At 70.0% G+C, this 23,122-nt stretch carries 20 protein-coding genes and 1 pseudogene; 14 read left to right on the plus strand and 7 right to left on the minus strand.

What is annotated here, in order from left to right:
- Positions 1 to 17 precede the first annotated feature (17 nt).
- The 4 genes from CDN38_RS15400 to CDN38_RS15415 all read right to left on the minus strand — a co-directional run bounded on the left by CDN38_RS15400 (position 18) and on the right by CDN38_RS15415 (position 5,067).
- On the minus strand, positions 18 to 1,244 hold the full coding sequence (locus CDN38_RS15400; protein WP_099319035.1) for a glycosyltransferase: 1,227 nt from the start codon (positions 1,242 to 1,244) through the stop codon (positions 18 to 20).
- Between the two features lie 141 nt (positions 1,245 to 1,385).
- Entirely contained in the window at positions 1,386 to 3,227 is a 1,842-nt protein-coding gene (locus CDN38_RS15405; protein WP_099319036.1) for a CheR family methyltransferase, read from the minus strand.
- A gap of 57 nt (positions 3,228 to 3,284) precedes the next feature.
- A complete protein-coding gene (locus CDN38_RS15410; protein WP_142361286.1) occupies positions 3,285 to 4,043 on the minus strand; it encodes an STAS domain-containing protein in 759 nt (252 codons plus the stop codon).
- Position 4,044: 1 nt separating this feature from the next.
- On the minus strand, positions 4,045 to 5,067 hold the full coding sequence (locus CDN38_RS15415) for a chemotaxis protein CheB (protein WP_075510537.1): 1,023 nt from the start codon (positions 5,065 to 5,067) through the stop codon (positions 4,045 to 4,047).
- A 135-nt stretch (positions 5,068 to 5,202) separates the two neighbouring features.
- Between CDN38_RS15415 and CDN38_RS15420 the strand changes: the two genes are divergently transcribed.
- Both CDN38_RS15420 and CDN38_RS15425 read left to right on the plus strand, forming a co-directional pair.
- Positions 5,203 to 6,180 carry a glycosyltransferase gene (locus CDN38_RS15420; protein ID WP_180276334.1) on the plus strand — a complete coding sequence of 326 codons (978 nt, stop codon included), beginning with the start codon at positions 5,203 to 5,205 and terminating at the stop codon, positions 6,178 to 6,180.
- Positions 6,181 to 6,196: 16 nt separating this feature from the next.
- A complete protein-coding gene (locus CDN38_RS15425; protein WP_075510523.1) occupies positions 6,197 to 7,405 on the plus strand; it encodes a glycosyltransferase in 1,209 nt (402 codons plus the stop codon).
- Between the two features lie 18 nt (positions 7,406 to 7,423).
- On the opposite strand, the gene CDN38_RS15430 is transcribed toward CDN38_RS15425, so the two are convergent.
- Entirely contained in the window at positions 7,424 to 8,323 is a 900-nt protein-coding gene (locus CDN38_RS15430; protein ID WP_075510535.1) for a glycosyltransferase family 2 protein, read from the minus strand.
- A gap of 81 nt (positions 8,324 to 8,404) precedes the next feature.
- Here CDN38_RS15430 and CDN38_RS15435 point away from each other — a divergent pair, with 81 nt between their 5' ends.
- The 10 genes from CDN38_RS15435 (at position 8,405) to CDN38_RS15470 (ending at position 19,396) form a co-directional block, all read left to right on the plus strand.
- The gene (locus CDN38_RS15435) at positions 8,405 to 9,388 is read left to right on the plus strand and encodes an NAD-dependent epimerase/dehydratase family protein (RefSeq protein WP_082277099.1); all 984 of its coding nucleotides are present in this window, start codon (positions 8,405 to 8,407) and stop codon (positions 9,386 to 9,388) included.
- Positions 9,389 to 9,396: 8 nt separating this feature from the next.
- The gene (locus tag CDN38_RS15440) at positions 9,397 to 11,037 is read left to right on the plus strand and encodes a carbamoyltransferase family protein (protein ID WP_075510522.1); all 1,641 of its coding nucleotides are present in this window, start codon (positions 9,397 to 9,399) and stop codon (positions 11,035 to 11,037) included.
- Positions 11,034 to 12,527, plus strand: a complete 1,494-nt coding sequence (locus CDN38_RS15445) for an HAD-IIIA family hydrolase (protein WP_075510521.1) — start codon at positions 11,034 to 11,036, stop codon at positions 12,525 to 12,527. The genes CDN38_RS15440 and CDN38_RS15445 overlap by 4 nt, the downstream gene beginning before the upstream one ends.
- The gene (locus CDN38_RS29475; RefSeq protein ID WP_180276335.1) at positions 12,524 to 13,555 is read left to right on the plus strand and encodes a glycosyltransferase family 9 protein; all 1,032 of its coding nucleotides are present in this window, start codon (positions 12,524 to 12,526) and stop codon (positions 13,553 to 13,555) included. Before CDN38_RS15445 ends, CDN38_RS29475 begins: the two co-directional genes overlap by 4 nt.
- A complete protein-coding gene (locus CDN38_RS29480) occupies positions 13,552 to 14,121 on the plus strand; it encodes a D-sedoheptulose-7-phosphate isomerase (RefSeq protein ID WP_075510520.1) in 570 nt (189 codons plus the stop codon). Before CDN38_RS29475 ends, CDN38_RS29480 begins: the two co-directional genes overlap by 4 nt.
- Positions 14,118 to 15,509 (plus strand): D-glycero-beta-D-manno-heptose 1-phosphate adenylyltransferase, encoded by a 1,392-nt coding sequence (gene rfaE2 / locus CDN38_RS29485; protein ID WP_075510519.1) that lies wholly within the window; start codon positions 14,118 to 14,120, stop codon positions 15,507 to 15,509. The genes CDN38_RS29480 and rfaE2 overlap by 4 nt, the downstream gene beginning before the upstream one ends.
- Before the next feature lies 1 nt (position 15,510).
- Positions 15,511 to 16,212, plus strand: coding sequence for an SDR family oxidoreductase (locus CDN38_RS15455; protein ID WP_075510518.1), 702 nt, complete (start codon positions 15,511 to 15,513; stop codon positions 16,210 to 16,212).
- Entirely contained in the window at positions 16,203 to 17,150 is a 948-nt protein-coding gene (locus tag CDN38_RS15460) for a glycosyltransferase family 9 protein (protein ID WP_233026894.1), read from the plus strand. Before CDN38_RS15455 ends, CDN38_RS15460 begins: the two co-directional genes overlap by 10 nt.
- The gene (locus tag CDN38_RS15465) at positions 17,147 to 18,451 is read left to right on the plus strand and encodes a UDP-glucose dehydrogenase family protein (protein WP_075510516.1); all 1,305 of its coding nucleotides are present in this window, start codon (positions 17,147 to 17,149) and stop codon (positions 18,449 to 18,451) included. The genes CDN38_RS15460 and CDN38_RS15465 overlap by 4 nt, the downstream gene beginning before the upstream one ends.
- Before the next feature lie 87 nt (positions 18,452 to 18,538).
- Positions 18,539 to 19,396, plus strand: a complete 858-nt coding sequence (locus tag CDN38_RS15470; RefSeq protein WP_161951626.1) for an SDR family NAD(P)-dependent oxidoreductase — start codon at positions 18,539 to 18,541, stop codon at positions 19,394 to 19,396.
- A 67-nt stretch (positions 19,397 to 19,463) separates the two neighbouring features.
- On the opposite strand, the gene CDN38_RS15475 is transcribed toward CDN38_RS15470, so the two are convergent.
- Positions 19,464 to 20,225, minus strand: coding sequence for a cutinase family protein (locus tag CDN38_RS15475; protein ID WP_099319037.1), 762 nt, complete (start codon positions 20,223 to 20,225; stop codon positions 19,464 to 19,466).
- 179 nt (positions 20,226 to 20,404) lie between these two features.
- On the opposite strand from CDN38_RS15475, the gene CDN38_RS15480 reads away from it, so the two are divergent.
- Positions 20,405 to 21,352 carry an esterase family protein gene (locus CDN38_RS15480; protein WP_075510513.1) on the plus strand — a complete coding sequence of 316 codons (948 nt, stop codon included), beginning with the start codon at positions 20,405 to 20,407 and terminating at the stop codon, positions 21,350 to 21,352.
- Positions 21,353 to 21,357: 5 nt separating this feature from the next.
- Here CDN38_RS15480 and CDN38_RS15485 read toward each other — a convergent pair whose 3' ends face one another.
- Positions 21,358 to 21,960, minus strand: a complete 603-nt coding sequence (locus CDN38_RS15485) for a hypothetical protein (RefSeq protein WP_233026895.1) — start codon at positions 21,958 to 21,960, stop codon at positions 21,358 to 21,360.
- Between the two features lie 158 nt (positions 21,961 to 22,118).
- Here CDN38_RS15485 and CDN38_RS15490 point away from each other — a divergent pair.
- Positions 22,119 to 23,111, plus strand: a pseudogene (locus CDN38_RS15490) (acyl-CoA dehydrogenase family protein).
- Positions 23,112 to 23,122: the final 11 nt, after the last annotated feature.

A 23,122-nucleotide genomic window follows, 5' to 3' on the forward strand; every position in this document is an offset into this window, starting at 1 on the left:
GTAGTTGATTCGTGCCACTATCGGGCGTTTGCCACGTGTTGCCGTTCGACCGGCGAGCCCACCTGGCGATAGATGTTCAGCGCGTCGAGGGCGATGCGTTCCCAGGTGAACCGCGACTCGGCGTGCAACCGCCCCGCCGCCCCCATGCCCGCACACTGAAAGCTTTGTCCTTGAAGAGTTTTCAATGCCATCGCCAATTCCCTGAGGTTGTCGGGCGGCACCAGTAATCCGGTGACCGAGTGCACCACCGTGTCGGCCAGGGCACCGGTGGACACCGCCACCACGGCGACGCCGCTGGCCATGGCCTGCAACGCGGCGCCGGCCCGCGGCGCCTGCCGGGGCGTGCACGCGACCACGTCCGCCGATCGCAGCAGTGCCGGCAGTTCGTCGGCGGCGACCGGGCCGGCGATGCGGACCCGGTCGCTCACCTGTAGCTCGGCAGCAAGGCTTTCCAGCGCGCGCCGGGCCTCCTGGTGCCGGGAGCCGGTTGCGGCGCTGTCAGCGATGACGAGTTCGGCCGCCGGAATCTTGGGCAGGGCGCGGATCGTCGTGTCGAAGCCGCTGTCGGGCAGTGGATCCGGCGCCACGCAGACGATGCGATGCAGGTCGGTGCGCGGCAGTTCGGGACCCACCGGGGTGTAGCGCTCGACATCGACCCCGGTACCCAAGACCGACAACCGCGCACGGCTGCGGCGCAGCCCGGCCAATGCGCTCAGCTCGGCGCTGCTGCCGGCGGTGACCCAGGTCGCGTTACGCGCCAACAGCGGTTCGAGCCGGGCGCGTTCGGAGCCACCGGGATGACCACCGGCCGCGCCGGGCCGCATCAGCGAGACCAGCCCGTAGAAGCTCTGCACCGTCGGCAGCCGTCGCCGTTTCGCCGCCAGCTGGGCGGCCAGGCCCCCCAACCATCCGAGGGCATGAACGACGTCGGGCGGATCCGACGACCACACGGCGGCCAGTTCGGCCGCCCATTCGCCCACGTAAGGCAACACCTGCGCGGGGGGAATCGCCGCGACCGGACCGGCGGTTACCGCAACGGTCCGATAGCCGTGCTTGGTCGCGGTCTCCGGGGTCGGCGGGGTATCCGGGAACGTGGCCCGGCGGCGTACGAAGGCGGTGACGTCGTGCCCGTGCGTCGCCAACGCCGCACACAGCTGCCCGCAGTCCTCGGCGACGGTCCCACCGCACTCGGGGTCGTACTCTTGAACGACAACGTCGTCACCGCAGACGATCGCGATCTTCATTGGCCATCCTCCGAACCTCGCGACTCCCTTCCCGCGTTTCTTGGGGCGCTCCGCGACGCGCGGAGACTACCCACTATGGCGGGGTTGAAACCGCCGCAGAGGTTGGTTTCGCATTCTGGACCGACCGCCCCGGCGAGGCAGTCAGCCCACCACCTCCATGAGCAGCAGCGCCCCGCCCACCCGGTCCCCGGGCGAGCGCAGCGACGTGCAGGTCACGCGCACCTGAGCCGGGCGGCCGCGTCGGTTGACCGCATCCAGCATGGTTTCGCCGAAGCCGTCGGGGTCCACCAGGGCGTTACCGATCAACGGCCGCAGCATCTCCATCGGCAGTCCGATATCCAGCGAGGTCAGCGGCGAGCCGTTGGCCTCGTTGGCCCGCAATCCCCACAGGTCTTCGCAGCCGCGGTTCCACATCACCACCCGCATGTCCCGGTCCACCACCGCCATGCCCAGCCGGATCGAGTTGACCAGCGATTCCAGCAGCTCCTTGGTTTCGTCCAGCTGCAGACTGCGTTCCTGCAGGGTGTCGTTGATGGTATGCAGTTCGTCATTGGTGGACTGCAACTCCTCGTTCATGGTTTCGAGTTCTTCGTTGGTGGACTGCAGTTCCTCATTGGTGGTTTCGAGCTCCTCCACCGTCGACTGCAGTTCCTCGTTGGTGGTCTCCAGTTCCTCGTTGGTGGACTGCAGTTCCTCGTAGGCGGTCTCCAGCGCCCGGTTGGTCTGGCCGATCTTGTCGAGCAGGGCGCGCGTCGCGGTGACGTCGAAGAACACGATCGAGACGCCGAGCAGGCCGTTCTGGGCGTCGATGAGCGGGTTGACGTGGATCTCGAACCACACCGTGTCGGCGCCGGGCCGCTGCCATTTGACGTCTTGAATCCGCGCCGAACGCCGCTCCACCTTGGCCTGCTCCAGGTAGGCGCGCAGCTCGACGGGCCGGTACGACACTTCCAGGTCGCGCAGCAGCCGCCCGATGTCGCGGGCCGAAAGGCCGAAGGCGGTCTCGGCCTGCTGGTTGATCATGGCCACGGTGTCCTCGCCGGTGACCACGATCTGGGCCACCGGACCGGTGCGAAAAGCCAAGTCCCGCAAGGTAGTCAGGCCCGTCGAGCCGTCATGACGGTCGTAGAACGCTGCCGCCGGGTGGTAGCGGTTGACGCTGTCGTGCGGTCCGGCGGTCTTGCGGAAGATCCGGTTCTTGAGGTTCAGCGGGGTGAAGCGATCGCCGTGGCTCAACAGCATCTCGGCGTGCCCCAGGAACAGGGTGCCCTGCGGAGCGAGCGCGAAGTGCAAGCGGCTCACCACATTTCGCTGCGTTTCAGCGTTGAGATACATCAGCGTGTTGCGACATACCAGTAGGTCGACCCGCGAGATCGGCGCGTCCTTGACCAAGTCGTTGCGGCCGAATATGACGGCGCGACGCAGATCCTTGCGAAATACGTAGCGGCCGTTGACCTGTTCGAAGTAGCGGGCCAGCAGATCGGTCGGCACCGACTCGACGGCTCTGCCATCGTAGGAGGCGGTGCGTGCCTCGGTGAGCGCTTCTTCGTCGATATCGGTGCCGTAGATCTTGACTCGTTGCCGGAATGCGTCGGCGCCCAGCACCTCAGCCAACAGCATGGCCAGCGAGTAGGCCTCCTGGCCGGAGGCGCAGCCGGCGCTCCACACCCGGATCGGGTCGCCGGGACCACGCTCGGCCAGCATCCGGGGAATCACGTCGGTGTTGACGAAGTCCCACGCCTCTTCGTCACGGAAGAACGCGGTGACATTGATGAGGATGGTGTTGAACAGCGAGGCGAATTCGTCCGAGCTGGCTTGCAGAACGTCGAGATAGTCCTCGAAGGAGGAGTAGCCGGCCTGATCCATCCGGTGGCGGACCCGGCGCATCAGCGAAGTCCGCTTGTACCCGGTGAAGTCGAACCCGCGGGAATCGCGCAGGTAGCGCAACAAGGCCTCGAAGGACTCCTCGGAGGTAGCGTTCATGGCTGTGCCGTTCGCGTTCGGTGGGGTGGCCGACGGACTGGAACACTACTCGCGATGTCAGAGTTCATTTTCGGGGCCGACGAGTGCCCAAACCGTTTTGCCCGATGACGTCGGCGTGCTACCCCAGGCCCGGCACAGCGCGGCGATGATGGACAGGCCGGACAGCATTTCGGCGCCGCGCCCGGCGTCTTCGTGCCGCGCCGCGGGTTGGTGACTGTTGTCCTCGACCGCGACGGTGACGGTGTCTCGGTAGCTCTCCACGACCAGCACCGGCGCGCTGTCGGTGTGCGCGAGCACGTTTTCCACCAGCACCGTGGCCACCGTGGCGGCGACCGCGATGAGGTCGTTTCTGGCCCATGCGGCCAGCCACGCCTGGATCAGTGAGCGAGCCACCCGGACGCTCACCCCGGTCGGCGGAAGCTGGGCGCGGCTCCGCCGCCGGCCGTGTCGGGACACGTCCTCCACCGCGCCGACGGCCGCCTCGAAACTCGGATGCACCGGCACGTACCGCGCCACCCCGACGCTGGTGATGATCCGCCGGACCTGCGGGTCGCGGCAGGTCAGCAGAATCGGCACATCCGGCCAGGTGCTGACGTGCCAGCGGGCACTGGTGAACACCGACCATGCCGAGGCGGACGGCACCGACAGCCGGTTCACGTCGACGATCACCGCGCCCGGTTCGTCCAGCGCCGCCTTGATGACGGCGTCGCGCAGCTCGCGATACGTCAAACTGTCGAGCACGCCCTCGGCCACCAGAACCACCACGTCGCTGTGGCGCTCGATCTCGACCGTCACCCGCGGGCTCGATTCGGCCACGTCAATCACCGCCGTGGCCGCGGCGGGGTCCGCTGGCCGAAAGGCGCTGGCTGAGTACGGCTAAGGCCCGCTCGGTCTCCTCGGCCTGGGCGGTGTAACGCCGAAACATCGGGCCGTGCCCGGCCCGGTCGGCCAGTTGCCGAGCCAATTTGGACTTCTCCTGCAGGCTGCGCAGCGCGACCCACAGCGCACCCTCGATCTCGTCGTCGCGCGCAGCGAGCAACGCGTCGGCCGTCCACGCATGGCCCACCCGGCAGCGATAGTGACCTTCGGCGATCGACACCAGCGAGCCATTGCAATCCGGGCAGGTATAGCCCGAGGCCGTTCCCAGCTGCTGGGAGTCGAAGTCGGTGGCGAAATGAGCCGCCATGGCGATGCGGTTCTCCAGTTCCAGCGCGCTGTCGGGTTCCATGTCGAGCTCCTTGACTTCCCGATCGGCCAGCTCTTTGAGAACCACACCGATGTCGGCCGCGGCGGCCTCTCGATCCAGCACGCCGGCGTTGCGGGCGTTGATCGGCATCGACGGGAACAGCGCATCCTCGGGTGTCTGGCCGAGGGTGACACCGCCGCGCGAGCGGATCGCCTTGAGTCCGAGGACACCGTCGTCGAGCACACCCGACAGCAGCACTCCGATAACACGTGGTCCGAAAGCCACTGCTGCCGAACGAAATAGCGCGTTGATCGCCGGACGATGCCCGTTTTCCGTCGGTCCCTCCGACAGCAGCACCCGGTGGTCGGCGACCAGCAGATGGCGACCTGGGCGGGCCACATAGATCCGTCCCGGCTCCAGCCGTTCGCCGTGCTCGGCGGCCGCGGCCGGCACCGGTCCGCTGCGGTCGATGATCTGCGCCAACACGCTGGGCGCGTCCGGCGGCAGGTGCAGCGTCACCAAGTAGCTGTAGGGCAAATCCGGCGACAGGCCCGCGGCCAGACTCCGCAGTGCTTCGACGCCTCCAGCCGAGGCGCCCACTACCACCACGCCGCGGAGGTTGCTGTGATTGCTATGTTGGCCGGTCTCCTGCATGACCACCCCTGGCTACCCGCGTTCCAGGATACGTAACCGTGGTTACCCGCGGATAGGCCCCGGCGCGAAAGCGGGGACCGCGAGATCGCCGCGAAAATCCGTTTGGCGAATCACCTTGAGGGTATTTGGCTCGCCATGTCGGAATTGACAACCAAGACCGTGCTGGTGTGGCACGTGCACGGATCGTGGACGCAGGCGCTCGTGGCGGGCCGGCATCGCTACCTGATCCCGTGGGCCGCCGATGATGCTGCCGAAGGCAGGGGGCTGGCCGGGCGGTCATGGCTCAACGCCCAGGAGATCGGCCTCGAGGAACTGGGCCGCCACGACGTCGACCTGGTGGTGTTGCAGCACCCGCACGAGGCCGCGCTGTGCGCCAGGTGGCTGGGCCGCCGCCCCGGCCGCGACGTGCCCGCGGTGTACGTCGAGCACAACACCCCGCGGCCGCACGCGGTGAGCAGCCGGCACCCGCTTGCCGATCGCCGCGACATCCCGCTGGTCCACGTGACCGATTTCAACCGGCTGATGTGGGACAACGGCTCGGCACCCACCCGGGTGATCGAACACGGCATGGCCGATCCCGGACCGCTCTACACCGGCGACATCGTGCGCGCGGCCACGATGATCAACGAGCCGATGCGCCGCGGCCGCACCGTCGGCGCCGACCTGCTGGAACCGCTGTCGGCATATGCCGCCATCGACGTGTGGGGCATCGGCAGCGAGGCGCTCTCTTTGCACCGCGGCGGCAACCGCGGAGCAGTGACCGGCCGGGGTGACGTCTTGGCTCCGCAGTTGTGGGGCCACGTCGCCCGCCGGCGGGTATACCTGCATACCGCGCGCTGGACCTCGCTGGGGCTGTCGCTGATCGAGGCGATGTTCCTGGGGATGCCGGTGGTGGTGGTCGGAACGACGATGGCCCCGCTGCTGGTGCCCGGCGAGGCCGGCGTCGTCAGCGCCGATGTGGCCACGCTGGGTCGGGGCCTGCGCGATTTCATGAACGACCACCAGCAGGCCGTCTCCGCCGGCAAGGCGGCGCGGGAATTCGCCACCACCCGCTTCTCGCTGGACCGCTTCCTCGCCCAGTGGGACGACCTGATCGAGGAGCAGTGCAGTTGACCCGAAAGGAGCCGGCATGAGGATCGCGATGATCTCCGAACACGCCAGTCCCCTCGCCCATCTGGGCGGCGTCGACGCGGGCGGTCAGAACGTCCACGTCGCCGAGTTGTCGGCCGCGCTGGTCCGGCGCGGCCACGAGGTGGTCGTCTACACCCGGCGCGATCACCCCGCGCAGCCCGACTGCGTCGAGACCGAATACGGCTACACCGTAGTGCATCTGCCCGCGGGCCCGGCTCGCGCGCTGCCCAAAGACGAACTGCTGCAATACATGTACGGGTTCGCGCAGTACCTGGACGCGGACTGGCTGGGCGTGCCGCCCGACGTGGCGCACGCCCACTTCTGGATGTCGGGCCTGGCCACTCAGCGGGCCGCGCGGGCGCACCGCATTCCGACCGTGCAGACCTTCCATGCGCTGGGCGCGGTCAAACGAGCGCACCAGGGCGTCGACGACACCAGCCCGGGCTGCCGGATCGGGGTGGAGGCGATCGTCGCCCGCGATGCCGACTGGGTGGCGGCCACCAGCACCGACGAGGTGTTCGAGCTGGTTCGAATGGGCCGCGCCCGGTCCCGGACGTCGGTGGTGCCGTGCGGAGTCGACGTCGACGCCTTCACCCCGGATGGGCCGGCAGCCGGCCGCGGCGATCGGCCGCGCATCGTGTCGGTGGGACGACTGGTGCCGCGCAAGGGGTTTGAGACGCTGATCCGTGCGCTGGCCCGGATCCGCGACGCCGAGCTGGTGATCGTCGGTGGCCCCGACCGCAGCGCGGTGGCCGACGACCCGGAGGCGCGCCGATTGCGGCAGCTGGCCGCGTGGCTGGGGGTATCCGAACGGGTACACCTGGTCGGGGCGATCACCCGGGACGAGATGCCGGCCATGTTGCGCTCGGCCGATGTGGTGGCCTGCACTCCTTGGTACGAACCGTTCGGGATCGTTCCGCTGGAGGCCATGGCCTGCGGCGTGCCGGTGGTCGCCACGGCCGTCGGCGGAATCCGCGACACCGTGGTCGACGGCGTCACGGGCCGGCTGGTACCGCCGCGGGACCCCGCCGCGCTGGCCCAGGCACTCTGGTCGCTACTGCGGGACGGCGGCCGCCGCGCGGCGTTGGGCACGTCCGGTCGGGAGCGGGCCCGGACGCGCTATAGCTGGGACCGGATCGCGGCCGACACCGAACGCGTCTACGACAAGCTGGTGCCGGCACGACGAATGGCCGCCAGGTGGGGATGATTCAGGTAGTGTTATGGCTCAACGACTTTCGAGCAGGCGCAGCGACCGCTCGACCGGCTCGGGCAGCCGGTGCCGCTCCCGCAGCGCCTTCGGCAGCACACTGAGCGCCTCGAATAACGCTGCGGCATGGGCGGTGTCGCGCGCGGCGGCCCAGGCCAGCTCGGCCGAGGCGCGGATGCACCGGTCCACCGGCCGGCGCAGGCACGCGGTGAGCATTTCGTTGCGCAGCACGCGGGCTTGCTGGACACGGTTCGGTTTTCGAGCCGCCGACGGTTGGTGGTATGCCACCAGCGCACGGCAGAAGCACAGATCCCAGCCCTGCGCGGCCAGATCCCAGGCCAGCAGCGCCTCTTCGCCCCGGAAGTGCAGGATCGGGCTGAAGCCGCCGACCGCCTGGAACGCCGCCTTGCGTACCAGCGCCGAGCAGGCCTGGAACCCGAGGATGGACGGTCCGGGCAAGGCCGTGCGGCGGCCCAGCGGGCTGTTGGCCAGTTCGTCGACCAGCGGGTCGTCACGGTGCTGCGGCCAGACGACGGTACGGCCGGCCAGCAGCGCCACGGTGGGATATCCGTCGAACAGCATCTCGGCGAACTCGACGGCCTCGGGCGCCCACCAGGAGTCGTCGTCGCAGAATGCGACAAACGGTGTGCCGCACTGTGCCACCCCGATGTTGCGGGCCACCGCGCCCGCGTTGCGGGTCAGCGGTATGACGGTCAGCCGCCCGCCGGCGCGGTCCGCGATCCGGGTGGCCGCTGCTACCGAGCCGTCGTGGGACGCGTTGTCCACCACGACGATCGGGCACCCGGTGGTGTCCAGGAGACGTTCCAGGACGGTGCACAGCTCGCCGGCACGGTCACGCGTCGCGATGACGAAGGACGTTCGGGGCCGGCTCGCAGAGGTTGCAGAGGGGACCGCCATATCCAAGTCAACTACCCGGAATCGCACGGCCCAAACGCGTTTCGTCGTCGGATTCCCGGGTACCAAAGGCGGGTGTTTGGAATGTCGCGTGTTCTGGTGACCGGCGGTGCCGGGTTCCTGGGTGTTCACCTGGGTAAACAGCTGCTGGGGGCCGGGGTCGAGGTGATCAGCGTAGACGACCTGTCCACCAGCTCGCCCGCCGCGGCGGCCAGACTGCGAGGGCGGCCCGGTTATCGCTTGGTGCACGGCGATGTTTGCGATCCCGGGGTCATCGGCCGTGTCGGGGTTGCCTTCGACACCGTTTTCCATCTGGCGTCACCGGCTTCGCCGCTGGACTACCAACGGTTGCCGATCGCGACGCTGCGGGCCGGATCCGAGGGCACGGCCACGGCTGTGGAGATCGCCCAGCGTGGCGGTGGGCGGCTGGTGCTGGCGTCCACCAGCGAGGTCTACGGCGACCCCCAGCAACATCCGCAGCGCGAAAGCTATTGGGGCAACGTCAATCCCGTCGGGCAGCGCAGTGTATACGACGAAGCCAAGCGCTATGCGGAGGCGCTGGTCTTCGCCCACCACCGAAAGCACGGCACCGATGTCGGGGTCGCCCGCATCTTCAACACCTACGGGCCGGGTATGCGCGCCGACGACGGCCGAATGGTCCCGACGTTCTGCCGGCAGGCGCTGCGCGGTGAACCGCTGACCGTATCGGGCACCGGCACCCAAACCAGGTCACTGTGCTACGTAGCCGACACGGTTGCCGGCCTGATCGCACTGGCCCGCAGCGACTTCAGCGGCCCGGTCAACATCGGCAACCCGACCGAACTGACCGTGCTCGAGGTCGCCGAACTGATTCGTAGGCTGGCCGATAGCGACTCGGCGATCGAATTCAGCGCGCCGGCCGTCGACGACCCGCAACGCCGCTGTCCCGACATCAGCCTGGCTCGTCAGGAGTTGGACTGGCAGCCGCGGGTCGACCACCGCACCGGGCTGAGCAGGACGTTGCAGTGGTTCCGGATGACGCTCGACCACTCGCGGCGGAACCCGGTCCGCGAACCGCTGGCAACGTAGGAGTCCTGATGCGAATCCTGGGCGTCAACGCGGTCTTTCACGATTCGGCTGCGGCTTTGGTGGTCGACGGACAAGTGGTAGCGGCCGCCGAGGAAGAGCGGTTCTCCCGGCGTAAGCACGGCAAGCAGGCGGTGCCCTTCTCGACGTGGGAGCTTCCCGTCGCGGCCATCCGCTGGTGCCTGAATGACGCCGGTTTGCACCCGGAGCAGATCGACGCTGTCGGCTATTCCTACGACCCGACATTGATGTATGAAGAACCGCTCGACCCGGCCGGGCTCGACCGGGACTGGGAGTACTTGCGCACCCTGTATGCACTGCGGGCGCCGCGCTTCTTGGCCGCTGCCGTGCCCGGGCTCAATCCCGAAGTGGTGCAACATGTTCGTCATCATGTCGCGCACGCGGCATCGGCAGCGCTGGCCTCCCCGCACCCGGATGCTGCGGTGCTGGTGGTCGACGGTCGCGGCGAGCGAACCTCGATGCTGGCCGGGGTGTACCGCGACCACAAGCTCGACGTGCTGGCCTCGCAGCGGCTGCCCGACTCGCTGGGGCTGCTCTACGAAAGTCTCACCGAACACCTGGGTTTCGCGCGTTCCAGCGACGAGTACAAGGTGATGGCGATGGCCTCCTACGGCCGGCCCCGGTTCGCCGAGGTGCTGCGCGACTATGTGCACGCCTGCGCCGACGGCGGGTTCCGGACCAAGCCCGTCCCGTGGGAGGAACTGGCGCCGCGACGGGCGCCGGATGCCGACGTGCTGGATCCGGTGCACGCCGACCTGGCCTGCAGCGTGCAGCGGGTCGTCGAAGAGGTGTTGCTGGACCTGGTCGGCTGGCTGCGCGACCGCACCGACGGCGACGCGCTGTGCTTGGCCGGCGGGGTGGCGCTGAATTGCGTTGCCAACACCCGAATCTACGCGGAATCCGGCTTCGACCGGGTGTGGGTGCAACCCGCCGCCGGTGACTCCGGCACCGCGCTGGGCGCCGCGCTGGCCGTGGCCGCAGCTTACGGCGAGCCGATCGCCCCGATGCCGACGGCGCACCTGGGCCGCGGCTGGTCCGACCGGCAGATTCGCGCCGTGCTGGACAGCGCTGCCATCAACTACGAAGAGCCACGGGATATTTCGGCTGCGGTCGGCGATGCGCTGGCGGAGAACAAGCTGGTCGGTTGGTTTCAGGGCCGCGCCGAGTTCGGCCCACGGGCACTCGGTGGCCGCTCCCTGCTGGCCGACCCGCGCGACCCGGCCAACCTGGAACGACTCAACTCGGTCAAGGGACGCGAACAGTTCCGGCCGGTGGCGCCGATGGTTCTCGCCGAGCGTGCCGCCGAAATCTTCTCGCGCGGCCCGCTGCCCAGTCCTTACATGCTGTTCGTGCACGACGTCGCCCACTCCTGGCGAGACCGCATTCCCGCGGTCACCCACGTCGACGGCACCGCACGCATCCAGACCGTCGACAAGGCCGCTGACCCGCGGCTGCACGCGACGATCAGCCGGTTCGCCCGACGCACCGGGGTGCCGGTCGTTGTCAATACCAGCTTCAACACCGCCGGCCGGCCGATGGTGGACAGCCCGCGGGATGCGCTCGAGGTGTTCGGCAGTTCCCCGATCGACGTGCTGGCCATCGGCCGCTACCTGGTCAGGCGGCGCCGATGACGGCCGGCTACACGATCGTCGTGCCCACCGTCGGCCGAGAATCCTTGCACCGCTTGATGACTGCGGTGGGCCAAGGGTCGGGACCGGCGCCGACGGAAGTGGTGGTGGTAGACGACCGCTCAGTTCCGGGCACCGCCCTCGACGTGGTCGGCCAGCTTCCGGTGCGGGTGCTGACCAGCGGCGGGCGCGGCCCGGCGGCCGCACGCAACGTGGGATGGCGCGCCGCCACCACCCGGTGGGTGTGCTTCCTGGACGACGACGTGGTGCCCGGGCCGCGGTGGCGCTCGGAGCTGGCCGCCGACGTGGCGGCCGCCGACGCGGCCGGCGCGGTGGGCTCCCAGGCGGTCATCGAGGTGCCCGCGGCCCGGTCCGGACGGCCGACCGACGACGATCGGCGGACCCTGCGGCTGGCATCGGCGCGCTGGATCACCGCCGACATGGCATATCGGCGCGACGCACTGGTCGCCGTGGGGGGCTTCGACGAGCGGTTTCCCCGCGCCTACCGCGAGGATTCGGATCTGGCGGTGCGGATCGTGGCGGCCGGCGGTCACATCACGCGCGGTAGCCGGCGCAGCCGGCATCCCGTCGCCCCGGCCAGCTGGTGGTCCAGCGTGCGCGCGCAGGTGGGCAACCGCGACAACGCGCTGCTGCGCCGCAAGTACGGCCGGTATTGGCGAATCATCATCGGCGAGGGGCCGGGCCGGATGCCCGCGCATCTGGCCGCCACGTTGGCCGGCGGTGTCGCCATCCTCGCCGGGCTGCTGCGTCGGGGTCGGCCGGCCCGGCTGGCGACGATGCTGTGGCTGCTGCTGACCGCGGAGTTCACCGCCCGGCGTTGGCTGGCCGGTCCACGTTCCGTCGTTGAGGCCCTTCGACTTTCGGTGACCAGCGCGGTGATTCCACCGGCCGCGGTGGCGCACCGGCTGGCCGGCGAGGGCGCGTTTCGCCGGGCCCGGCGCGATCCGCCGCTGGCGGTGCTGCTGGACCGCGACGACACGCTGATCGTCGACCAGCCGTACCTCAACGACCCCGACGGTGTTCGGCCCACCCGTGATGCGGTCCGGGCGCTGCGGCGGTTGCGTGAACGCGGGCTGCTGCTGGCCGTCGTCACCAACCAGTCCGGAGTGGCCCGCGGGCTGATCAGCAGCGACCAGCTGACCGCCGTCAACGCCCGGGTCGACGAACTGCTCGGCCCGTTCGACTCCTGGCAGGTATGCGTGCACGCCGAACTGGACGGTTGCGGCTGCCGCAAACCGCAACCGGGCCTGGTGCTGGCCGCCGCCCAGGCGCTGGCGGTACCGCCCAGCCGCTGCGTGATGATCGGCGACGCCGGCGGCGATGTGGAGGCGGCCCTAGCCGCCGACGCCGACGCGGTACTGGTGCCCACCGCGCGCACCCTGCCGGACGAGATCGACCGCGCGCACGCCCGCGCGCGGGTGGCCGCGACCCTGGACGAGGCGGCATCGCTGGTGCTGCGGGAGTGCCGATGAGGACCTCCCTGAACACCGCGATCGTGGCCCGGCTCGATAGCGCCGGCGACGTGCTGATCACCGGCCCCGCGGTGCGCGCGGTGGCCGCCTACCACGACCGGGTCGGCATGCTCGTCGGGCCACGCGGCCGCGATGCCGCCGAACTACTGGTCGGGGTCGACGAGATCGTGGAATGGCAGGCCCCGTGGGTGGACTTCGACTCGCCCGAGCTGACCGCCGCCCACGCCGAGGCGCTGGTCAAACAGCTGCGCGACATCGCGCCCGCCCGCTTGTACATCTTCACGTCGTTCCACCAGTCGCCGCTGCCGCTGGCGTTGCTGGCCAAGATGGCGTCGGTGCCCTGGGTCGGCGCGATCAGCACCGACTATCCCGGCGCGCTGCTGGATCTGAGACACCAGGCGCCCACCGGGATTCCGGAGCCCGAGCGGGCGCTGTCGCTGACCGCCGCAGCCGGTTGTCCGCTGCCCGCCGGCGACGACGGCGCGCTGCGGATCCGTGCGGTCGGCCCACTGCCGAGCCGACTGGCCGCCCGGATCGGCCCGGACCCTTTCGTGGTGTTCCATCCCGGCGCCGCGGTGCCGGCGCGGCAACCGAGCCAGCAACGCAGCGCGGCCATGGTGGCGGCGCTGGCTCGGGCCGGATACCGTGTCGTCGTCACCGGTGGTCCCGGCGAGGCGGCGCTGACCGCCGTCGTCGCCGGCGCCGCGGCCGCCGATCTCGGCGGCCGGACCAGCCTCGCGCAGCTGGCGGCGGTGTTCGCGGCGGCGCGCGTCGTCGTCGCACCCAACACCGGACCGGCGCACCTGGCCGCTGCCGTCGGAACCCCGGTGGTGTCGTTGTTTGCGCCCGTGGTCCCGGCCGCACAGTGGCGCCCCTACAGCCGGCGGGTCAGTGTGCTGGGTGACCAGGCCGCGCCGTGTCGCGCCAGCCGCGCCCGGGTCTGCTCGGTGCCCGGCCATCCCTGCCTGGACGGAATCAAAGACGCCGAACTGCTCGCCGCGGTGCGGTGGCGAGGAGGACCGCCATGATCGAAGTGCACTTCGACGCGCTGCGGGACGCGGTGGGCCGGACCAGCGTGCAGGCGCCGCGACTGCGAAGCTGGGGCCGGCAACTGGCGGGGGTGCTGAGCGGCGGCGGTCGGCTGTTGGCGTGCGGCAACGGCGGCAGCGCCGCCGAGGCCCAGCACCTCACGGCCGAACTCGTCGGACGCTTTCGCGACGAGCGTATTCCGTTGTCGGCCATAGCGTTACACGCAGACACCTCGGCATTGACGGCCGTCGCCAACGACTACGGCGAAGAGGAGATGTTCGCCCGCGGAGTGCGCGCGCACGGCCGGCGCGGCGACGTGCTGGTGGCGCTGTCGACCAGCGGCAGCAGCCGCAATGTGCTGGCAGCGGTCAAAGCTGCCCACGACCTCGACATGCTCACCTGGGGCCTGACCGGGCCGGCGCCCAACGTGCTGGCGTCGATGTGTCATGACGCGGTCACCGTGGACGCCCCGACGACGGCGACCGTGCAGGAAATCCACCTGCTGCTGGTGCATGCGCTGTGCATGGCAGTCGACGATGTGCTGCTGAGTTCGGAGAGCGTATGAAACAGCTTGTGATCATCGGTGATTCGATGCTAGACATCGATATCGAAGGGTCGGCCACCAGGCTGAGTCCGGAGGCGCCGGTGCCGGTCATCGATACCGACCGAATGATGCAGCGCCCGGGCGGGGCAGGCTTGGCCGCGCTGCTGGCGGCGCGCACCGAAACCGGAGTGGTACTGGTCACCGGTATCGCCGACGACGACGCCGGCCGGCAGCTGCACGGCCTGCTCACCGCCGCCGGGGTTCGGGTGCTGGGGCTGCCGATGTGCGGAACCACCGTGACCAAGACCAGAATTCGGGCGCGCGGGCAGTCGCTGCTGCGCCTCGACGGCGGCGACGGTTTTCCGGTCAGCCGGCCACTGGCCGACGAGGTGACGACGGCGCTGGCCGGCGCGCGAGCAATCTGTGTGGCCGACTACGGCGGCGGCGTGACCGCGCTGCCGGAGATACGGGGGGTGCTGAGCCAGCTGGCACCGCGAATCCCGGTGGTCTGGGACCCGCATCCGCGCGGCGCTCCGCCGGTGCCGGGATGTGCCTTGGTGACTCCGAATCATCAAGAGGCGCAGCACTTCTGCGGCGACAGCAGGGACGGTGAGCTGCTCCGCAAGAAATGGTGCGCGCAGCTGGTGTGCATCACCCGCGGTGAGCACGGTGCCTGGATATACGGAGCCGACGGCGACGCCGAGCACGTCAGGGTCCCGCAACCGGCAGCGGCCGCCGGCGACGTCTGCGGAGCGGGCGACCGCTTCGCCGTCGCCGCGGCCACCGCCCTGGGAGCCGGCGCGGGGCCGGTCGCCGCCGTAGTCGCCGCGGTCGCCGACGCCGCCCGCTTCGTGGCCACCGGCGGCGCTGCCGCCGTCTCGACCCCCGTCCCGCGCGCTGTGCTGCCGACCGGCGCCCGGATCGAGGACCCCGCCGGGGCGGATCCGGTCGCACTGGCCGAGCGGCTACGGAGCGACGGCCGCACCGTGGTGGCCACCGGCGGCTGCTTCGACCTGCTGCATACCGGGCACATCAGGTTGCTGCGGCAGGCCCGCGAGCTCGGCGACGCCCTGATCGTCCTGGTCAACTCCGACGCATCGGTGCGCGCGCTGAAAGGCGACGGGCGCCCGGTGATGCGCGACGTCGACCGGGCGCGGGTGCTGGCCGCGCTGGCCTGCGTCGACGCGGTGGCCATCTTCGACGAGCCGACTCCGGAGCGGCTACTGGAAGAGCTGCGTCCCGACATCTGGGTCAAGGGCGGCGACTACGCACCTGCCGACCTCCCCGAAGCCGAGGTGGTGCGCCGCCACGGCGGCGAGGTGGTGATCCTGCCCACCGTGGCCGGCTACTCCTCGTCCCGGTTGATCGCCGCCGCGAGTTCCGGCCATGGCCGCAACCAAAGGACTTGATATGACTAGCGTAACGAATCCCCTTGGTGCCGTGCTGATCTCAGGCGGCTCCTCGGGGCTGGGCGCGGCCACCGTCGCCGCGGTGGCCCGGCGTGGCGGCACCCCGCTGGTCATCGACAAGAAACCCCCGGCGGCCGACGTGCCGTACGCGGCCGCCGACCTGGCCGACACCGGCGCGGTCGAGACCGCCGTCGAGTCACTGGCCGACCGGGTGGGCGGCCGGATCACCGGGGTGTTCACCGCGGCCGGCATCGACTCCTGCGGCACCCTGGACCAGGTACCCGCCGAAGAGTGGGAACAGGTGATTGCCGTCAACCTGGTCGGCACTGCGGCCGTCGTCCGCGCCGCCCTGCCCTACCTCAAGTCCGGTCACGGCCGCATCGTCACCTGCGCCTCCACCCTGGGCATCAAAGCGGTCAGCGACGCCACGGCATACTGCGCCTCCAAGTTCGGCGTCGTCGGCTTCACCCGGGCGCTGGCGGCCGAACTGGCCGGGCAGGTCGGGGTGACGCTGCTGATTCCCGGCGGCATGCACACCCCGTTCTTCGACGGCCGCACCGAACAATACAAGCCGCCGGCCGACGCCAAGCTCAACAAACCCGAAAACGTCTCCGAGACAGTGGTTTTCGCGCTGTCTCAGCCGCCCGGGTGCGAAGTGCGGGAGCTCGTGGTCTGCTCATCCACGGAGCCCTCGTGGCCGTAGCGTCGCCGGGTGACACCGTCGTGGTGCTGCGGGCGCTGGGGCTGGGCGACCTGCTGACGGCGGTGCCCGCGCTGCGGGGGCTGCGCCGGCACTATCCCGGCGCCCGGATCAGCCTGGCGGCTCCCGCAGGCTATCGGGAGCTGGCGCTGCTCACCGGCGCCGTCGACGACGTGCTGCCGACCGCGGGCCTGGGCGACGTACGTCCGTTGCCGCAACCGCCCGCGCTGGCGGTCAATCTGCACGGCCGCGGCCCGGAAAGCATCGACCACCTCCTGGGGTGGCGACCCGCGGCGGTGATCACGCATCGGCACCGTCGTCACCCCGAGCTGGCGGGACCGCCATGGGATTGCGGCAGGCACGAGGTGGACCGCTGGTGCTCGCTGCTGCAATGGGCCGGAATCCCTTGTGAGCCAACCGATGTGACCGTCCGGCGCCCGACAGTCGAGCCCGGCCCTACCGGCGCGGTGGTGATCCATCCGGGCGCGTCGGCGGCGGCGCGACGATGGCCGGCGGAGCGCTTCGCGGCGGTGGCCGCGGCACTGGCCGACGACGGCCACGAGATCGTGATCACCGGGTCGGCCGCCGAATCCGACCTGACGCACGACGTTGCCCGCCGCGCCGGTCTGCCGTCGAGCGCCGTCCTGGCCGGTGCGCTGGAGCTGCCGGAGCTGGCCGCGCTGGTCGCCGACAGCCGGCTGGTGATCTGCGGCGACACCGGCGTCGGGCACCTGGCCGCCGCGACCGGCACCGCCTCCGTGGTGCTCTTCGGGCCCACCGCTCCTGGCCGCTGGGGTCCCCGCGGGCCCGCGCCGCACGTCGCACTGTGGGCCGGCGGCCTCGGCGATCCGCACGCCGACGTGCCCGACCCGGGCCTGTTGCGCGTCGACGTGGCCGCGGTGCTCGAGGCCGGGCGCCGACTGTTGAAGGAGGCCGCATGAGCGCCCCGCCGCGGGTCGGGGTGGTCGGGGTCGGCTACGTCGGTCTCACCACCGCCGTCTGCATGGCTGCCCGGGGGTTGCACACCATCGCGGTCGACATTGACGACGACAAGGTGCGGAAACTCTCGGCCGGAATACCGGTGATCGACGAACCCGAGTTGCCGAAGTTGCTGCGGGCCGGGCTTTCTCGTCGGCTGCTGAGCTTCAGCGCGAGTTTCGAAGCCTTGGCCGATTGCGACGTCGTCTACGTCTGCGCGCCCACGCCGAGCGCCGACGACGGGCAGGCGGATCTGGGTGCGGTGCACTTGGTGGTCGACCGGCTCGCCGCGGTCCTTGGGTGCGGCGCCATCGTCGCACTGAAGTCGACGGTGCCGGTCGGGACTGCCTCGGCGGTGGCTAATCGACTGCGCGGCACCGGCATCCGAGTCGTATCGACACCGGAGTTCCTGCGCGAGGGACACGCCGTGCATGATTTCCGGCATCCGGACCGGCTGGTCATCGGCACCGTCGACGACGTTGCCGCGCAACGGGTTCGGGAGACCTACGGCCCGGAGGCCGAGCCGGTGTTGCGGATGACGCCGGAGAGCGCCGAGCTGGCCAAGTACGCCAGCAACGCCTTTCTGGCGGTGAAGCTTTCCTACACCAACTCGCTGGCGGCGTTGTGCGCCCGAGTCGGCGCCGACATCGATGACGTCACCGGCTGCATGGGCGCCGACGGCCGCATCGGAGCCGAATTCCTGCGGCCCGGTCCCGGGTGGGGCGGTTCGTGCCTGCCCAAGGACACCGCGGCGCTGGTGCACACCGCACGCGGTCACGGCGTGTGCTTCGCCGAAGTCGAGGCCGCCCGGGTCACCAACGCCGCTCAGGCCAATCGGATTGCCGGTGCCCTGCGCAGCGCGATGGGCCGCCCGCTGTCCGGCCGCCGGATCACCGCGCTCGGTTTGACGTTCAAGGCCCAGACCAGCGACACCAGAGATTCTCCCGCGCTGACGGCGTGCGCGGAGCTGGCCCGCGCGGGCGCCCAGGTGATGGCTTACGACCCGCAGCTGGGCAACATCGACCCGGTGATCCTGCAGCGGGCCGAGGTCACCGCCGTCGACGAACCGTACCGGGCCGCCAAGGCGGCGGACGGCATCCTGGTGCTCACCGAGTGGCCGCAGTTTCGCGATCTGGACTGGCATTCCATCGCTCGGGAGGCGCCCGTCGCCGTCGTCCTGGACACCAGAAACCTGCTGGATCCGGCCGGAATCCGCGCCGCCGGACTGACTTACCTGGGAAACGGCGCCCCGCAGGGGTTCTGAAGCCGATGTTTAGCCGCGGTTTCACCGGGTAGGACCTGGGCTGCGGGTTGCCGGCGTTCGGGACCGGCGACCGTGGAGGAAGTGGAATTGACTGATGACAGGGTCATACCCATTCGCCCGGCCGCAGGTAGTGAGCCACGCGGCCGCGCCGAAAAGCCGCAACAGCGCCACGATTCCTCGCCCGGCGGGTTGGCTCTGGTCACCGGCGCCAGCAGCGGCGTGGGCTTCGCCTTTGCCAAACAATTCGCCCGGCGCGGATACGACCTGATCGTCGCCGACTCCTGCGACGACATCCACACCGCGGCGACCGCTCTCAGCAGCCTGGGTACCAACGTTCAGCCGATCCAAGTCGACACGCGGCTCGCCGAGCGGCCGTATGTGTTGTACCGGCGCGTGCGGGCCGCCCGGCAGCCCGTGGTGGCGGCCGCGCTGAACTCACCGGTCGACGGCTACGACCCCGACGACAGCCTGGAAAACGTGCTGCAGGAGATGGTGGCAGGTATCGGTCAGACCATGCGGCTGGCTCGGCTGCTGGCCGAGGAGATGGTCGTGCACGGCCGCGGCGGCATCATCTTGACCGCGTCGCGGGCCAGAGCCGCATCGGACCACCCGGACCACTCGGACCACTCGGACCACTCGGACCGCCAGGCGGCGCTGTACCGGGCCAGCGCGGCTTTTCTCAGAGACTTCGCCCAGACGCTGCAAGACGAGTTGGGCCAGACCGGGGTGCTGGTTACCACGATGCTGCCGGAACCCGTCGGTCCCGGCAGTGCCCGGATGCACCGCGCACTGGCCAGGGTGGATGTGGCGCTCGACCAGCTCAGCCAGCTGGCCGGCGCCGCGTGGCATCCACGCATCCTGGCGGAACTCGCGCGCCGGCTGATCCGCGATGACGTGAAATGGCTTGTACGACAGATCATCTCGCCGTCCGGGGAAGCGGTGTGACGCGGTGGGTGGTGTTGGGTGATTGGGCGCACCCACCGCGTCACCGGGTGGAACGGGAAGCCGTGAGTCAGTTGCCGAAGCCGCCGCCTGGTGACGCGACGGTCATGGGTCCGCCGGGACCTGCGCCCAGGCGGCTGGCGGCGAAGTCGACGCCCTTGCCGATCATGCCGCCGTCGTCGGCGTAGGTGTTGTGCGCGGCGAAGTTCATGCCGTCGGAGCACACCGGGTCTTCGGGGGCGCAGACCTTGATGGTCTTGCCCTGGTAGGCCGGGCCGATGATGACCGGCGGCTCACCGAGGAAGTTCATGGCCCGAACGTTGGGTGGTCCGAACAGCACGACGGCGGCGACGTGGTTGGCGACCTCGGGTGCCAGCGGTTTGGGCACCGTCGCCGGGTTGACCCCGTCCGGCACCGCCGGGGAGGTGACGAACCCCATCACGGCCGCGCCCTGGGAGTAACCGCTGAGCACCATTTTGGTGTTGGGGCAGGCATTGGCGGTGGAGACGACGTGCGCGCCGGCGTCGCGGATGCCGTCGACGCCGGTGTCCCACTGGTCGCTGGCGGGGTAGTTGACCGCATAGACGCCCATCGAGCGTGCGCCCAGGCGGGAGCGCAGGCCGTCGACGAACGCCTGTCCGGTGGGGCCGACACCGGGCGCTTCGCCGGTGCCGCGGGCGAACACGACCTCGACGTCGGGGCACGACTGGGCGGAGGCGGCGGGGATGGCGGTAGTTGGCAGGACAGCAGCGCTGAGGACCCATGCGGCGGCTGCCGCGGGACCGACGAGACGGACAATACGAGAGGCATTCATGCCGCAGGAAGTGCCCACCCGCCCGCATGCCCAAACCCGCGAATTTTTCGGCGGCTCGGCCCGGCCCGGCCGTCGTCATTTCCGGCGGTTGAAGCGGTGCGGCGCGGGGTACCCGCAACCCGGTTTGGTCGGTAGGGCGCGGCTTGGCCCGGCACCTGAGCGAGCGAACACCAATCCTCCGATGAAAGGAGCCGGGAATGGGCACGAATGACAACCGTTGGAAGCGTCGATTAACCGTCGCTGCAATCACGGCCGCCGCGCTGCCGTGGCTGGTGGGTGTGATCGGGGACGAACCGAAGGCGCGGGCGGCCGCGCCCGAATTTCTGCAGGTGCCGTCGGCGAGCATGGGCCACAACATCACCGTGGAGTTCCAATCCGGCGGAGCCCCGGCCGTCTATCTGCTCGATGGTCTGCGCGCCCGCGACGACCGCAGCGGCTGGGACATCGAGACCAACGCCTTCGACGAGTACGCCGGTTCCGGCATATCGGTGGTGGCGCCGGTGGGCGGGCGGTCCAGCTTCTACTCCGACTGGTACGGATCGGCCAATGGCCAGACCTACAAGTGGGAAACCTTTTTGACCAGCGAGTTGCCCGGCTACCTGGCGGGCAGGGGCGTGCGGTCGACCCGCAATGCGGTGGTCGGCGTCTCCATGTCCGGGTCGTCGGCGGTGATCTTGGCGGCCTATCACCCGCAGCAGTTCGCCTACGCCGCCTCGCTGTCGGCCTACATGACGCCCTCCAGCGGAAACGGCCCGACGCTGATCGGATTGGCGATGAACAACGAAGGCGGGTTCAACCCGCAAGATATGTGGGGACCGACGGGCGGCCCCGGGTGGCAGCGCAACGACCCCACCGTCCAGGCCGGACGGCTGGCCGCCAACAACACCCGGCTGTGGGTGTACAGCGGCAACGGCACACCCTCCGAAATCGGCCAGGGCAGCATCCCGGGACAGGTCATCGAACAGGTCGTGCTGCAAAGCAATGTCGCGTTCAAAGATGCCTATACCGCTGCCGGCGGCCACAACGCCGTGTTCAACCTCGACAACAACGGCGTGCACAGCTGGGGCTACTGGGGAGCCCAGCTGGCGGCGATGAAGCCGGACATGCAGCGGACGCTGGGCGCCAGTGGCGGCGGGCAGACGTGACGCTCTCAGCCGCGTAGGCCGAGCCGGCCGGCCAGCATCAGGAATGCGGCCGCGAAATCGTTGTCATCGGTGGCCTTCTCGAGGTGGTCCCAGTCCAGCTGTTCGCGCACCGCGCGGGCGGCCGGGATCAGGTCGGCGAAGTTGCAGTGATGTTCGGTCATGGCGCGCAACTTCTGGGTGAAGACCGTCGTGGGCGGCAATACCGGCATCGAAATGGCAAGCACCACACGCTCTTCGGCGCCATCGAGGTCCGCCTGCCCCACCGGCTCGCCGTTGACCCGGTGCAGCACGTCGACCATCCACTCGCCGTTGCGCGCCTTGAGCAGCCAGTCTTCCGGTGGGCGTTCGACGCAGAACCCGGCGTCGGCGAGCGTGGCGGCCGCGGCAGCCACGTCGGCCTCGGCGACCACGAGGTCGACGTCGTGGCTGGGTTCGGGGGCTCCGTAGGCCCACAATGCGTAGCTGCCGGCCAACGCGAAGCGCGGCCCATTCTTCTTGAGGGCTGACGCGGCATGACGCAAGGCTTCTCGTAAGCCCGGGTAGCCCGCGTCGGCCGGGCATTCATTCGCCACGGCAGTGCCCGGCACCGGGTTGAGCGGCATAGTCATCGTGGGGTACTGCATACCCTGCCGATGTCGTGGGCAACCTTAAAGCCCGTTTAGTCGCTCGTCGAAATCGGGTATCAGCAACGTATGTCACCCATAGCGCCGAGTTGCTACGCACGGGCCGCGGTGGTGACTTTCGTTCGCGACGGGTGGGTGCGCGCGTGACGGCCGGGCTGGTGGAGCATTGGCTGGAGTCGGGGCGGCTGGAGTTACCGCTGCCGGCCTCGGGGCGCACCGCCGAACGCTGGCAACGCCTGGTGCAGCTGGCCGAGGAGGACATCGCGGCGGCCCGCATCGCCGAAGCCCACGTCGACGCCGGCGCCATCCTCAACGAGTTGGGCGGCAAGCCGCCGCAAGCAGGCCAGCTGTGGGGCGTGTGGGTAGCCGAGTCCGCCGACGCGATGCTGCGGGCCAGCCGCATCGCCGGCGACGAGTATGTCCTCAACGGCATCTAGGTGTGGTGTTCGGGCGCCAGTTTTTGCACGCACGCGCTGGTTACCGCCGTGTTGGACGACGGCAAACGGGGCCTGTTCGCGGTGACCGTCACCGACCCCGTCGTCAAACCCTTGCCGAGCACCTGGTGGAACCCCGGGATGGCCGGCAGCGACACCAGATCCGTGCAGTTCAGCGACGTCCACGCGATTGCGGTGGGGGAACCCGACGCCTACCCGAACCGGCCGGGCTTCTGGCACTCCGCGATTGGGGTGGCGGCATGCTGGCTGGGCGGTGCCCGCCGGGTCGCCGACCCGCTGTACTGCTGCGCCGGAAGCGAGTCGGCCGACGCCTACGCCCTGGCGCATCTCGGCGCGGTGGACGCCGCGCTGGCCGCCGGCGAAGCGATACTGGCCAGCGCCGCGGAGCGGATCGACGGCGATCCGTTCGATCGGTGCGGCGCCGCTCAATTGCTGGCCCGTCGTGCTCGGGCAATCGTGGAACACGCGGTTGACGAGGCCATCACCCGGACCGGCCGCGCCCTGGGGCCGGGACCGCTGTGCCAGGACGGCCGCCATGCGCAGCGGGTCGCCGACCTGACCATCTACATCCGACAAAGCCACGCCGAGCGGGACCTGGCCGAACTCGGGCGCCTGGCCGGGCAACACCATTGCGGGCCGCGGCCCCGGGCAAAGCCGCCCGAGCCGCGGCCATGCCGTTAGCCGACCGGTAG

Origin of the sequence: Mycobacterium ostraviense (genome assembly GCF_002705925.1) — a bacterium.
GTDB lineage: Bacteria > Actinomycetota > Actinomycetes > Mycobacteriales > Mycobacteriaceae > Mycobacterium > Mycobacterium ostraviense.